14 protein-coding genes are annotated in these 14,266 nt (G+C 35.2%); 12 read left to right on the forward strand and 2 right to left on the reverse strand.

Translation table 11 applies throughout. The annotated features are described in order from the left end of the window. Positions 1-8 precede the first annotated feature (8 nt). From MKX67_RS01155 to MKX67_RS01175, 5 genes are all read left to right on the forward strand, one after another. Positions 9-1,376, forward strand: coding sequence for a hypothetical protein (locus MKX67_RS01155; protein WP_322910232.1), 1,368 nt, complete (start codon positions 9-11; stop codon positions 1,374-1,376). A gap of 935 nt (positions 1,377-2,311) precedes the next feature. Next, positions 2,312-2,824, forward strand: coding sequence for a sigma-70 family RNA polymerase sigma factor (locus MKX67_RS01160; RefSeq protein ID WP_322910326.1), 513 nt, complete (start codon positions 2,312-2,314; stop codon positions 2,822-2,824). Then, on the forward strand, positions 2,817-4,133 hold the full coding sequence (locus tag MKX67_RS01165; RefSeq protein ID WP_322910233.1) for a DUF4179 domain-containing protein: 1,317 nt from the start codon (positions 2,817-2,819) through the stop codon (positions 4,131-4,133). The genes MKX67_RS01160 and MKX67_RS01165 overlap by 8 nt, the downstream gene beginning before the upstream one ends. Before the next feature lie 669 nt (positions 4,134-4,802). Beyond that, positions 4,803-5,321: an SRPBCC family protein gene (locus MKX67_RS01170; protein WP_340977314.1), complete on the forward strand. Its 519-nt coding sequence runs from the start codon at positions 4,803-4,805 to the stop codon at positions 5,319-5,321. 86 nt (positions 5,322-5,407) lie between these two features. Next, on the forward strand, positions 5,408-6,061 hold the full coding sequence (locus MKX67_RS01175) for a phosphoribulokinase (protein ID WP_095371059.1): 654 nt from the start codon (positions 5,408-5,410) through the stop codon (positions 6,059-6,061). 100 nt (positions 6,062-6,161) lie between these two features. Here the strand turns inward: MKX67_RS01175 and MKX67_RS01180 are convergent, their stop codons facing one another. After that, complete coding sequence (locus MKX67_RS01180; RefSeq protein ID WP_095371058.1) at positions 6,162-6,761, reverse strand: LysE family transporter; 600 nt, start codon at positions 6,759-6,761, stop codon at positions 6,162-6,164. Positions 6,762-6,861: 100 nt separating this feature from the next. Here MKX67_RS01180 and MKX67_RS01185 point away from each other — a divergent pair, with 100 nt between their 5' ends. The 3 genes from MKX67_RS01185 to MKX67_RS01195 all read left to right on the forward strand — a co-directional run bounded on the left by MKX67_RS01185 (position 6,862) and on the right by MKX67_RS01195 (position 9,652). Further along, complete coding sequence (locus tag MKX67_RS01185) at positions 6,862-8,289, forward strand: PLP-dependent aminotransferase family protein (protein ID WP_322910234.1); 1,428 nt, start codon at positions 6,862-6,864, stop codon at positions 8,287-8,289. A gap of 36 nt (positions 8,290-8,325) precedes the next feature. Further along, a complete protein-coding gene (locus MKX67_RS01190; RefSeq protein ID WP_307315807.1) occupies positions 8,326-8,691 on the forward strand; it encodes a hypothetical protein in 366 nt (121 codons plus the stop codon). Between the two features lie 508 nt (positions 8,692-9,199). Continuing rightward, positions 9,200-9,652 (forward strand): helix-turn-helix transcriptional regulator, encoded by a 453-nt coding sequence (locus MKX67_RS01195; RefSeq protein ID WP_307315870.1) that lies wholly within the window; start codon positions 9,200-9,202, stop codon positions 9,650-9,652. Between the two features lie 122 nt (positions 9,653-9,774). On the opposite strand, the gene MKX67_RS01200 is transcribed toward MKX67_RS01195, so the two are convergent. Further along, the gene (locus MKX67_RS01200; protein ID WP_095371054.1) at positions 9,775-10,137 is read right to left on the reverse strand and encodes a winged helix-turn-helix transcriptional regulator; all 363 of its coding nucleotides are present in this window, start codon (positions 10,135-10,137) and stop codon (positions 9,775-9,777) included. A 201-nt stretch (positions 10,138-10,338) separates the two neighbouring features. Between MKX67_RS01200 and MKX67_RS01205 the strand changes: the two genes are divergently transcribed. From MKX67_RS01205 to MKX67_RS01220, 4 genes are all read left to right on the forward strand, one after another. Next, on the forward strand, positions 10,339-11,550 hold the full coding sequence (locus tag MKX67_RS01205) for an MFS transporter (protein ID WP_322910235.1): 1,212 nt from the start codon (positions 10,339-10,341) through the stop codon (positions 11,548-11,550). Next, positions 11,550-12,392, forward strand: a complete 843-nt coding sequence (locus MKX67_RS01210; protein WP_322910327.1) for an aldo/keto reductase — start codon at positions 11,550-11,552, stop codon at positions 12,390-12,392. The genes MKX67_RS01205 and MKX67_RS01210 overlap by 1 nt, the downstream gene beginning before the upstream one ends. Positions 12,393-12,627: 235 nt before the next feature. Then, entirely contained in the window at positions 12,628-13,323 is a 696-nt protein-coding gene (locus tag MKX67_RS01215) for a response regulator transcription factor (RefSeq protein WP_307315804.1), read from the forward strand. Between the two features lie 3 nt (positions 13,324-13,326). Continuing rightward, positions 13,327-14,262 (forward strand): sensor histidine kinase, encoded by a 936-nt coding sequence (locus tag MKX67_RS01220; protein WP_322910236.1) that lies wholly within the window; start codon positions 13,327-13,329, stop codon positions 14,260-14,262. Positions 14,263-14,266: the final 4 nt, after the last annotated feature.

The following is a 14,266-nucleotide window of genomic DNA, read 5'->3' on the forward strand; positions in this document are numbered from 1 at the left end:
TAATAATTATGCTTATAAAGCGGAAAGAAGGAGAAATTCATCCTGGGTTTAAATGGGGTCCCTTTACAATGAGGATTCCAGGAGTTCATCTCGAAATAACACCAAGTCAGCATCTTCAAGGCGGCTTATTACTACTAGCAACATGTGGTTCGATAACTCCCCTTGCGATGAAATATTTTAACATCTCTTTAGAAGTTGCATGGACAGTAAGTTTAGTGTTTTTAGTTTGGGTCATCGCTCAAACCGTACTATTTGGTGACATATATGCTGCTGGTGCAATTACACCAGCGCTTCCCTTAACCATCGTTTATTTGAATACGCTTACACCTGGTATTGAAGCGATTCATGGTATGATCGCAATATCCATTGTAGTGATCGCATTATTCCTGTTCTTTGGTATAACTAGATTAGGAGAAAAGTTTAATAATGTAATTCCTGCATCCCTAAAAGCGGGGATTATTATGGGGGCAGCGATTGCAGCATTTCAAAGTGAGATTGGCCGTTTACCAACGATGCCGATTACGTTAGTGACAGCTTGGGTAATCGTACTTCTATTAATGTTCTCTATTCCATTTGCTAGATTACCAGATACAAAGGCAAAGGCCATAGCGGGATCAAATGCATTATTAATTGCATTTGCACTAGCTGGTGTTGTAGGTTTCTCTACAGGTGAAGTTACGTTTGATCTTCAGTGGGGAGTTTTTGTTCCTCCTATTGGTGAAGTGTTTTCTACATTATCCATCTGGTCAGTTGGTTTACCACCTTGGGAAATGATTGTGTCTGTGATTCCAATTGGGTTTATGTTTTATATTTTAGTGTTTGGGGATTTACTTGTTGCTCAAACATTGTTAAAAGACGCGGAAGAAGCAAGAAAAGATGAAAAAATTGATATTAATATGAATCGAAGTCACTTCGTACTAGCATTCCGTAACTTAGCACAAATTTTAACAGCAGGACCAATGCCGTGGCTACATGGACCAATTTGGACGGGGGTACAGGTTTTCTTAATCCAACGTTATAAAAAGGGTCGTCATGTAATGGATTCTATTTTCTCTGGTGTAGCAAACTTCTATCTACTAGCGATTCCATTAGGATTACTTTTACCAGTCATGGGTATTATTGCACCGCTATTTCCAGTTGCCCTATCGGTAACCATCCTACTCACTGGATTTGCTTGCGCGTATATAGCGATGTCAATGGTTACAAATAATATTTCGCGTGGATTAGTGCTAATGATAGGTGTGTTATGCGCCACTTTAGGAGTTGCATGGGGAATTGGTATTGGTACCGTTTTATATATGTTGTTAATTGGGAAAAATAAAGAGGATTTACCTATTGTTAATGATGTGAAAATTAAGGAAGAAAAAATTAGTTAATCAAAAGCGTAATTGAACAACTTAAGTGTATTTTGGAAAGTAATATTTACTAATAGTTCTAACGGTCTGTTCTATATTTTGAAAAGGTTGTTTTTAAATTGGAAGTGGTGGTTTTGCTTGTAGGGTTCGGGTGCAAATTCTTGAAGAAAATATAAGCGAAAGATTTCTAGTGATGCCCAATCCTAAGCAATTAGTCCAAACAGTTGATGGGTGAATTCTTTTTGAATTTGGACAACTGTCTGTTTTTAGAGTACTAGTATTAGTATGTCCAAGATTTAAAGATTAATTGCAAGAGTATTGAAATTTTTGAAAAGAACCCTATTTGTCGTTTATGTTTTAAATCTTTTGAAGGAATCTATATATTATCTACCATAAAGGCTAACAATTTTCCGCAAAATCTATCACAAGGGGAGACTCGCACTTAATCATAAAAATATAAATCTATTAGTGGAAAAGTAGGATTATGGTTAGAGTGACGATCTTTTGCCCAAAATGTGGCTTTGGGAGGTACTTTTGATCAAACTTTACTCCAAGGCTACAAGTAATCGTATAGAATTTAAATAAAAGTGATACCGTTTTAAAAATTCTGATATGCACCCCATTTGTTAGACATGATCTAACAAATGAGGTGCAGTTTTTTATGGTTAAGTTCTCTAAAATTTAAAATAGAAATAGAAAAAACTTATCATTGTTGGATTATACATTTACAATATCAAGGAGAAGAAGCATTCAAAAAATCTATACAATTTTTATAAGTATAAACTAAATTTACTGAATTACTTGTTTTTTTTAAAAGGACTTTTGCAACGGGTACTCCTTTAGAGTATTCGATTATCAAATACCAAAAAATTCTGCAGAAAGTAAAAACTTAAGACTTTTTGTTTCTTTGTTATGTCTAATAACTAGAAAGAGAAAAGGGGGAAGCGCGCTTGGAAGTGAAAAACCTAGTCAATAGAGCAAGAAAGGGAGATGATGATGCTTTCTACGAATTAATCCAAATCCATAAAAGTAGACTATTAAAAATAGCCTTGGGTTACTTACATAATGAGGAGGAGGCCTTAGAAGCATTGCAGGAAGTAACTTTTAGGGCTTATCTTTCATTGAATAAATTGAAACATGCAGAATACTTCTCAACATGGGTTATCCGGATTATGCTTAATTACTGCCATGATCAAATTCGTAAAAGAAAAAGAATCGCAGATCCTAAGTATATTGATAATCTAATAGTAACGAAGAATGACAACCAGACGTTAGAAATAGAGGAAGCATTACTAAAAATAGATGCACGTTTTCGAGAAGTCATTATTTTAAAGTATTATAACGATTTAAAGATAAAAGATATTGCCGAAATTCTCGAAAGGTCGGAGAGCACCATTAAAACCTGGCTATACAAAGGCCTAAAAGCACTTCAGGTTCAATTAAATAAGGGGGGTGGGCTAAATGTTTGAAAGAGAAGAAAGTGAGTTGGCTGAATCAAAAAAAATAATGAAGGATCTATCCATTTCTGACGATCGCTCTGACCAGGCAATTCTAAGGGGAATACAGCAAGCAAAAGCAGAGAAAAAGAAAAAGAGAGTGCAGCTGCCCATTAAGACATTCACTGCTGCATGTATTTTAGGACTTACGTTTATTACATCTGTTAATGTATCCGAACCCGTTGCATATTACATGTCAAATGTACCTGGTATGGGGAAAATTGTTGATTTTGTCCGATATGACAAAGGACTACTTGCAGCTGTTGAAAATAATTACATACAAAAAGTGGATTCAAGTGTGAATAACAAAGGTATAGAGTTTACTTTGAATTCAATTATTCATGATGAAAAATCACTGATCATTTTTTATGAATATCAATCAGATGAAGAAGACGTAGTTATTACTCTAGGAAGCTTTCAATTGCTTAATGAAAAAGGAGAGGTATTGCCTTATCATATAGTTGGTGAATATCGGAATGATAATCCGGATTCTTTGCTGGAAATCAGGGTTCCTTTAAAAGAAGGGGATAATCTGCCAAATGAACTAATTCTTTCAACTCAGTTTTCTAAAGATAAGAAACTTTTAGACGGGGTTTGGGAAATTCCCTTTACTTTAGATAAAGGTAAAATTGTTGGAAAGAAAGTGTATAATGTGGATAAAACATTAGAAATTGAAGGACAGCAATTTACAATCAAGGACGTAACAATGTATCCTTCTCAAACAGCTGTACATGTATATTATCATTCGCAAAATAGTAAAAAGATATTTGGTATTAATGACTTGCATCTAATAGATGAAAAAGGAGAAACATGGAATACAAGTGTAATAGAGACTACACAAATCAATGAGAACGAAACAATCATTTATTTGCAGAGCAACTACTTTACTAATCCTAAAGAATTATATTTGCGTTTCAATTCAATTCGTGCGCTTGATAAGGAAGAGCTCAATGTTGAAGTAGACCCGATAAAAAAGAAAATACTTAAGGCACCGAAAGACGGAAAATTAACAGATGTAGAGATAGAGCAAGGCGAGATGTCCATTAAATTAGATACGAATCCGAATCAATTCAAATCAGCAATTTTTACGCATGCAATAGATGCAGATGGAAATGTAATAAGTAAGGATGAACCATATGGTATCTCCTATTCTTATGTCGACGACTATGTATTGTATTCCGTTCCTTTCCCATCTGAGGCAACTGACTTAGGACCTGTTAAACTTGAATTGCTTGATTATCCAGCCTCTATCAGTGCAGAGGCTAATGTGAAAATAAAGTAATAGCCCAATGCAAATGTCATCAGGTACTCCGTTAAATAGAAGGTGAATTTTTCATAAAAAACCACTGTCTGTATGCGCATTTGCATTACTTTTGGGGAATTACCAAAGGGTTAAAGACCTCTTAATAATAATCCCGACTGAATCTAATAGAATTGATTTTTATCGTTTTTCATTAAGGTAATATGTACTTATGTTTAGAAAAAGCTCCGTAAAATTTTCCGGGTCTTTTCTAACTTTGATCCTAAAGAATCCACATTAATTTCTAACTATTCTTTTGGCAGCTGTTCCTACGGTTCATAAATGAATTAGATAACAAAAAGTGAAGACCAGATGATGAAAATCCCGACCATGAGTAGGTAGGGATTTTTATCAATTTAGACAACACATTTATGTTAGTAATTATTAACTAAGGGTTATATTTATTTTAGTTAAAAGTGTGAGATAGTTATACTTTTACACCTAGAAAACAGCTAGATGCCGGTTAATAAACTATTTTGTTGGTTTCGTACAAGAACCGTTTGAAGCATATTCGTTATATTTAATTTTGATCAAACTTACTCCAAATCAGCATAAATTGCGATGTTTATACCCTTTGGATATGATGGTCAAGAGGAGGTTTTTTATCGGAAATTTTATTTCGCAAACGGGCATAGTTTAAGATGAAGCTTTTTGTTAATCTTAATAATGAATAAAAATGTAAAGGAGAATAAGATGACTAAATTCGGAAAGTTATATGAAGTGAATGGTCGTTATGTTTTGCAATTTGAACGTTTGTTTACCCATAAACCAGAGAGTGTTTTCCGCTACGTAACAGATCCTGATTACTTTACCAGGTGGTATCCGTTTGCAACTGGAGAGATGGATCTTATTGAAGGTGGCAAAATAGCTTTTGATGATGGAGAGGGGACGAAGTACGAAGGCATAATTACTGAATACCAACCACCTGTCGTCTTTGCCTTTCATGAAGGCGCTGATATGCTAAGAATCGAGTTGCAAAATACCGATGACGGGTGCCGAATGAATTTTCAGCATACGTTTGATGACCGGTCTTGGGCAGCGGCAACAGCAGCAGGATGGCATCGCTGTCTTGATGCATTGGTTATGTTGGCTAACGAACAGCTGCCCGAATGGCCGGATAACGGAGCGGAGTTAAGGGAGTTTTATCGGGAAGCATTTGATTCGAATTAAGTGGAGAATATAGCACTCATCATTAGAAGTATAGACATCTTAAAAAGTAAGTTGAAAAAAGCAAATCTAGTGACGGGGGGAGATTGATGGATAAGTTAATACAAGACATCCTAAATTGGATTACAATAACGGATAAAAAGCTTATTATTGGTATTTCCGGACATGGTGCTGCTGGAAAAACAACGTTTGCCAATAAGCTTATAAACGTATTAAATCAAGATGGAGTGAATTATATAAATACAGACCCGTATATTGTTAGCTCGAATATACGAAACCATGCAATGATTGACTATACATATCAAAACGAAAATCATCGTTATAAAATGACAGCTTGCCACCCATCAGCGCATCATTTGTTATCTTTAGAAAGAGATGTTCAGATGATTAGAGATGGTTTAGATTTATACACAATGCATACACATTATATGAAAAGCGAATTAATTTCCTCGAGGAATAAAGTAACGATTGTTGAGGGAATGAGTGTAGCATTTATTCATCCTGATTTATTTGACTTAAAAATTTATTTCTATACAGATGGTGAAACTGAATTATTAAGGAGGTCGAATCGGGACATCGTTGAAAGGGGAGCAGATCTCAATTATTTAAGGCAATCCCATGAAGAACGAAGGATACAGTACGAAGTGTTTATGCATCCATACAGCCAGGATTTTGATATCATTATAAATACGTCTGCAGCAGCGATATGTATAGAGAAAAATACATTTGAAGTGAAAGAATAAACTACTTTTAAAAAAAGAAATCTTACCTTTTAAGCCTTCTCCCTTGCATCTTGACAGAAGGCTTTCGCATTTTACATATGAAATGATAATTCCAAGGATATTACATTAAATCAAGAAAAATATAAATGGCTGTACCCCAGATAAAGATAGCAGAGAATTTATTAAATAATTGCAATACATTTCTTTTGCCATCTAACTTTTTCACAAATGCTCCTGCAATCATTAGCCCAAAGAACCAAATCCAAGATACTGTAATACAAGTAATAGTAAAAAGAAATTGTTCTTTTCCAGCATATTTTATTGCACTTACCCCAATAACACCGACTATATCTAAGATGGCGTGAGGGTTTAAAAAAGAAACAGATAAAGCAAAGATAATTTGTTGACGAATAGGTAAAGCCTTATTCGTTTTTTTTGTCGTTTCGGATTTCCAAATGACAGATCCCATATACAATAAAAATAAGATACCGGTAATCATTAAAATTACTCGTAACCATTCAAATTGAAGGACAATCATTGATAAACCAAATACAGATAATAAGATTAAAAGTGTATCAGAGATTGCAGCTGTTATCGTGGCTGGAAGTGCCTGAGCCAATCTAAGTTGGGTTGCTCCTTGAGAAAATACAAAGACATTCTGTACCCCTAAAGGTAAAATAAGTCCGAATGCCAAAATTAATCCATGCAGAATGGGTTCCATTCAAATCAACTCTCTTTCAATTACTATCGTACTATGATAAAACTGAAAGAAAACAACCAATTGGATGGTTTTTTATCCACCCAATTTAAGGGGGATTATCTTGAAATGGAAACCGAGTAGTGATTCTCATTTAACTTTTCACGAACAAATTGTAGATTGGATGAAATTTCGTATAGAAAGTGGAGATTGGGCGGTTGGAACAAAAATCCCCACACAGCGTCAACTAGCGATACAATTTAATGTCAATAGAAGTACAGTTCAACTTGCTCTTGATGAACTGAAGGCAGATGGTTTACTTCAATCAAAATTAGGATCAGGTGTATTTGTAACTAATATTTCTTGGAATGTACTTTTAAATAAAACTCAACCGAATTGGAAAAAGCATATTGATTCAAGTATCCATAGAGCAAATGACCATACCATTCAACTTATCAATGAATACGAGCAATATAATCATATCATTCGCCTTGGAACAGGTGAATTATCACCGGAACTACTCCCAACAAAACAACTTGAACAGTCCTTAAAAGAAATCACCCTTGATGCAAAATCTATCGGTTATTCATCACCAAAAGGAAATGAAAGACTTAGAAGAGTATTATGTGACTATCTGAAAATAAGAGGTATTCAATCGGAACCAGAGAACATTCTAATTGTTTCTGGAGCACTTCAGGCGCTTCAACTAATTGCCATTGGATTATTAGAAGAAGGCTCTGTGATTTTCCATGAAGAACCATCTTATTTAAGTTCTATTCATCCTTTTCAATCTGCTGGAATGCGTATGCATACGGTAATGCGTAATCATCCGAAATTAGCTGAGAACTTAAAAGTTTTTAAGAGGAAAAAACAATCTATATTTTATTGTGTTCCGACATTAAATAATCCTACTGGAGTTAATTGGTTGTTGGAGGAAAAGAAAAATCTATACAATATATGCAAAGAGTTACAGATTCCTATTATTGAAGACGATGTTTATCATGAATTACTATTTGATCATACTTTACCTACCTTAAAGTCTTTAGACAAGTCAGGACAAGTACTTTATCTTGGTAGTGTATCGAAAACATTAAGTCCTGGGTTACGTATTGGATGGATTGTAGCACCTTCACCTGTGGTTGAACGGCTAGCGGATATAAAAATGCAAACGGATTATGGTTCAAGTGCTCTTTCTCAAGAGATCGTCGCACATTGGATTTCAACTGGTTTATATGAAAATCACTTAAAAAATCTTCGTGAACAACTAAAGAACAGAGCGGCATTTATTGAAAATATACTAGAAAACCAATTTAGAAAGATTGCTACGTGGAATAAGTCAGAAGGTGGCTTTTATATTTGGTTAAGGTTTAATAAACCTATCGTAAACAAAGCACTATTTCTAAACCTTCTCAATCAAAATATTTTAATCAACCCAGGTTATATCTATCATTCAGGTGATTTTCATCATATAAGACTGTCGTATGCGTATGCTTCACTAGCAGAAATAAAAGAAGGTCTGCATGCTTTATTATTACTCTGTAATCATGAATGAATACTACTAAATAATAGAAAGTGATGAGAAGTCTACATGAAGTCAATTAACCAAGAAATACAAGAGTTATCCGTAAAATCCTTAGAGTCTACATTTAGTAAACTTTCAAATGCTTATAAAAGCATGACTGAAAAGGGGTCTAATACTACTCTAGTAAGAAAGAGACGAGATGCTATAAAAGTCGGTTTAGATAGCTTAAGGAATATTTGGAACGGTGAAGACTTCTCATATGAAGAAGAAGTTATTCTAACATCTAAAGATATTTTGCAAAGTACTATTCCACCTATTGAAAAACAGATAGCAAAAGCAAAAGATGGTAGTCCTCAAAAAACAGTAAATGAGCGACGATTAATTGCGCTTCAACTGGCGATTGAATCATTGGAGAACCGTCTTAAAAAGTAGTGACTTTCAACTTTTCTTAAGTTATTTATAATACACTTCAGATTAACTAATACTTTAAAAATCTTACTTAAGTAAATTATCCGAATGAAATAAAGTGTTAATTGATATTAAAGTTAATCAAGTGGTTTTAGTCATTTTAATTATTGCTGTGATTATGGTGCTTTATCATCTGCTCTATTGGTAAATATCAGGTGTGAGATGTTTGTAAAGATAAACTTATATAAAGCTATGATAGAAACGGTCACTTCCTTTTTTACTTTAGTGGTATAGGGGAATGGCCGTTTTCTTATACTGGAAATTTCCCCACGGGTATCTTCAAATAGAAAACAGCATAATAAGTATAAATGACAATGGGAAATGTAGGTAAAGTGATAGCTGATATAATATAACATGGTAAAATAACTACTCATTTTATCCCGCAACTATTCGTTTACATCGTTGCAACGACACGGTTCTTTACGTTTAGTTAGAGATGCAAATATACTGGAGTTGTTAGGAGATGAAGAAAATGGATTTCCCCCAAAAATTAAAAGAACAACGTTTAAAACATGAAATGTCTCAACAACAGCTCGGTGAATTACTTAAAATTAGTAGACAATCAGTATCAAAATGGGAACGTGGAGAAGGATATCCCAGCATTGAATCTCTCATTCAACTAAGTGAAATTTTTGATATTACCATTGATGAATTATTAAAAGGAGATGATCATTTGAAGGAGAGCATTATTGAAGATGGAAAGCAATTAGCGTATCCAAAGTTAAAGTTGTTTTTTGATCTTCTTCTGCTTGTTGGCTTATTTTTAGTTGTTTTCAAAATTCTTATCGCTGTGGGTAATAAATTTTTTGACTTGAATATAACGTTTTTCCAAGGTTCGATTCTTTATGCGTTTCTTCCATTCACTGCTTCAATCATTGGAGCGATTGGGAGTGAAACGTTGGCAAAAAAATATAAAACGGAGTAAGCAAATTTATTAAGAGAGGGAGAAGCTTCAGAGGGTATGCCATTGAAGCTTCCCTGCTATGTTTGGAGTTTAGCTATTACCTCTATAAAAATGTCCTGTTTTCAGCCAATTTATTACTTATCCTATTCGTTCAATATACTTTCTTCTAATACCGAGAATTTATCCCCATATAGCTTGGTCAAATGGTTCTCTCCCCAGGCACATAATGAAGTTAAGATCCCTTCTAAGCTTTGTCCGTATTCGCTGAGTTCGTATTCTACTTTTGGTGGAACTTGATTGTACACGATACGATTGATGACACCATCCTCTTCAAGCTCGCGTAGCTGTTGGGTAAGCATCTTTTGTGTGATGTTAGGCATGAGACGCTTTAATTCGCTTGTTCGCTTTTTGCCATGTGTGAGATGACAAAGGATTACACATTTCCACTTTCCTCCGATGACTTCTAAAGTTGCTTCAACAGAAATATTGTATTTCTTCTTCTCCATTCTTGTTTCCCTCCTTAGGAACTAAAAAGTACCTATATTACTTTTTTGTATCTATATTACTTTAAAGTGCGTACTTCTCTTTGTATTCTATATGTATCATAATAACATTTGCCGGCGGATTGAAACTATACTTTCCTTTAAAATTATTATGTTCGAAAAGGAAATTTTCCATTTATATAAAAGAAAAAAGGTGAAGAATATATGAATCTAAGCAGAAAGCAAAGCACAATGGCCTTGCTTACTTTGGCAGTAAGTGCCTTTGCAATCGGGACGACTGAATTTATCAGTGTTGGTTTATTACCCCTTATTGCAAATGATTTAAGTATTCCGGTAACTACTGCAGGGTTAACGGTTTCTTTATATGCCTTAGGGGTAACATTTGGTGCCCCTGTTTTGACATCTTTGACATCGCGAATGTCCCGCAAGACTTTATTACTTTGGATTATGATTGTTTTTATAATCGGGAATACGCTTGCTGCCTTTTCAACGACTATAGGGTTATTACTCGTTGCACGTGTGATCTCAGCATTTTCCCATGGGGTCTTCATGTCAATCGGGTCGACAATCGCTGCTGATTTAGTTCCTGAAAATCGAAGAGCGAGTGCGATTTCCATTATGTTTACGGGTCTGACGGTCGCTACTGTTACAGGTGTTCCATTTGGCACCTTTATCGGTCAACAATTAGGGTGGAGAGCAGCGTTTATGACGATTGTCATTATTGGTGTTATTGCTTTAATTGCTAATAGTATTCTCGTTCCATCACATTTACGAAAAGGGGTCAAAACATCCTTTCGTGATCAACTGAAACTTGTGAAAAATGGCCGGTTATTGCTCTTATTTATCATTACAGCACTAGGTTATGGTGGAACATTCGTCGTGTTTACCTTCTTATCGCCATTGCTTCAAGATATCACTGGATTTGAAGAAGGAACTGTAGCAATCATTTTATTGGTTTATGGCATAGCGATTGCAATTGGGAATATGGTTGGCGGGAAGTTATCGAATCAAAATCCTATCCGCGCATTGTTCTATATGTTTATTGTACAGGCGGTTGTGTTATTTATTTTGATGTTTACAGCACCTTTTAAAGTGGCTGGATTGATAACGATTTTTCTAATGGGATTATTAGCATTTATGAATGTGCCGGGTTTACAAGTCTATGTGGTGATGTTGGCAGAGCGCTTTGTTCCGAGTGCAGTGGATGTCGCATCTGCCATCAATATTGCAGCATTTAATGCTGGTATCGCCATTGGCTCTTACTTAGGTGGTATGATTACGGACTCGATTGGACTGATTCATACATCTTGGATTGGAGCGCTTATGGTTTTAGTGGCAGCCGTTTTAACGGGGTTTAGCAGAGCTTTGGAACGAAAAGATCAAGAAAATAATATCACTTTGGAGGTTGAAAGATGATGGTCAAACATTTACAAGATACAACTACTTTGCATAACGGTGTAAAGATGCCTTGGTTTGGATTAGGTGTTTTTAAAGTGGAAGAAGGTTCTGAATTAGTAAACGCAGTAAAGTCAGCGATTAACCATGGATACCGCAGCGTGGATACCGCAGCAATTTATGAGAATGAAGTAGGTGTAGGTGAAGGTATCCGAAAAGGTATAAGAGATGCAGGGATTTCTAGAGAAGAGCTATTTGTCACTTCTAAAGTTTGGAATGCTGATTTAGGGTATGAATCAACAATCGCTGCTTATGAAGCAAGCTTAGAGAAGCTTGGTTTAGCGTATTTAGATTTATATTTGATCCATTGGCCGGTTGAAGGGAAATATAAGGATGCTTGGAGAGCTTTAGAAACGCTTTATAAAGAAGGTCGTGTAAAAGCCATTGGAGTGAGTAACTTTCAAACTCATCATCTGGAAGAACTAATGAAGGATGCTGAAATTAAACCGATGGTCAATCAAGTAGAATGCCATCCAAGGATATCGCAAAAAGAGTTACAAGTATTTTGTCAAGACAATGGGATTCAGCTGGAAGCATGGTCACCATTAATGCAAGGACAATTACTAGATAATAAAGTGTTACAGGAGATCGCAAACAAGCATCATAAGTCTGTTGCGCAAATTATTTTGCGTTGGGATTTACAGAACGGGATTGTCACCATTCCAAAATCAACAAAAGAGCATCGAATTGTAGAAAATGCAAATGTGTTTGATTTTGAATTAACGATAGAAGAGATGCAAATCATTGATGGATTAAATCAGAATCTTCGTGTAGGGCCAGACCCAGACAATTTTGATTTTTAATAAAGAACTTGTAGTGTAGGGATGCATACTTTCCCTACACTTTTTCATGTGTCCTGAATGAGAGAGGCAATCAGCTTTTATTTCAAATGAGACTAACGAATGAAAATCATCAGTCTTTTTTTATACCATCAGTTATATATTTTAGAAGGAATTATGCCCCCTTTATAGAAATAAAGGGAGAGTTAAAGGTGATTGATTCATTGCATGGTTAGTACAAAGGATTGGATGTGGAAGTATGCAAAAGCGTATTCTTCTTGTGGAAGACGACAGGGAGATTAGTGAATTAATAACAGATATTTTGAGACAGGAGAGTTTCGAGGTATTTACCGCATTTGATGGGGAGGAAGCTTTATCCCTTTTCCATAAGGAGGACTTTGACTTAATCTTGTTGGATTTAATGCTTCCGCAGTTAAGTGGTATGGATGTTTTAAAACGCATCAGAGAAGAGAGTTTAATGCCTGTGTTGATTATTTCAGCGAAGGATAGTGACTTAGACAAGGCGTTAGGATTAGGCTTTGGTGCCGATGATTATATAAGCAAACCGATTTCAATGATCGAACTAACGGCGAGGGTCCATGCGGCTATTCGTAGGGCAACGCAATATCGTCCTGCGGGGACTCCAGCTATATCTCATAACATTCATTTTAAGGAATTATCCCTCGATTTACATACCTTTTCTGTACAAATGAAAGATAAGGTTGTGCAGCTTACTTCTAAGGAATTCCATATTTTAAAGCTGTTTATGACCAATCAAAATCGAGTGTTTACAAAGGAACAAATATACCATTTTATTTGGGAAGATGATTATTACGGCAATGAAAATGTAATCAATGTTCATATAAGAAGGTTACGAGAAAAAATAGAAGAGAATCCGTCTCATCCAAAGTATATTCGAACCATTTGGGGAATCGGATATAAATTAGGTGAATAGTCTATGATGGTTACTTTAATTGTTATCATGGCCATTTTAATTGTAATGAATGGATGGCAATATTATTCTCTTAAAAAAACAAAGCAACATATAAATGAAATCAGTGATAAGTTAACAAATATTATCGAACAACAGACAGCTGAAAAAGTGTTACTCCAAACAGATCAAGAGGCCATTCAACTTTTACTTATTCAAATCAACCGAATGCTTGATAACAATCAAAAAGTATTTGCCGATTACGCCAAAACAAAAGATAGTTTAAGGAAAATGATAGCCAATATGTCACATGATTTGAAAACACCACTAACAGTTATTTTAGGTTATGTAGAAAAAATAAAGCTGGATAAAACGATGGCTAAGGACGAAAAAGAAATCGTCATTTTACGCTTGCACGAAAAAGTAATGAGTCTCGTTTCTTTACTTAATCAATCCTTTGATCTTGTTAAACTAGAATCCGATGATTACCTCATGCCGTTGAGTAAGGTTTCACTTAATGAGATTTGTAGAAAGAATGTATTAGAGTTTTATGATTTGCTTGTATCAAAAGGATTTCAGGTAGAGATAGACATTCCAGAGCGGAATTTTTATATTCTTGGTAATGAAGAGGCAATTAACCGGGTGCTAAGTAATCTTATCTCGAATGCGATTCGATATGGAAATGATGGGGGCGTATTAGGTCTCACCCTTCGAGGAGATGGGGAAACCATTGCCGTAGAGGTTTGGGATAAGGGGAAAGGGATTGCAGAGGTACACCAGGACCGGGTGTTTGAACGACTATATACATTAGATGATGCTAGAAACCCTCAATTTCAAGGCAGTGGATTGGGTTTAAGTATTTCGAAACGATTAACAGAAGCAATGAATGGTACGCTGCACGTGAGTAGCCAACCATTTGAGAAGACGACTTTTACTTGTAGGTTTAAACAAATGACATATTAAGACT

It is taken from the genome of Cytobacillus sp. FSL W7-1323 (assembly GCF_038595015.1).
GTDB lineage: Bacteria > Bacillota > Bacilli > Bacillales > Cytobacillaceae > Cytobacillus > Cytobacillus kochii.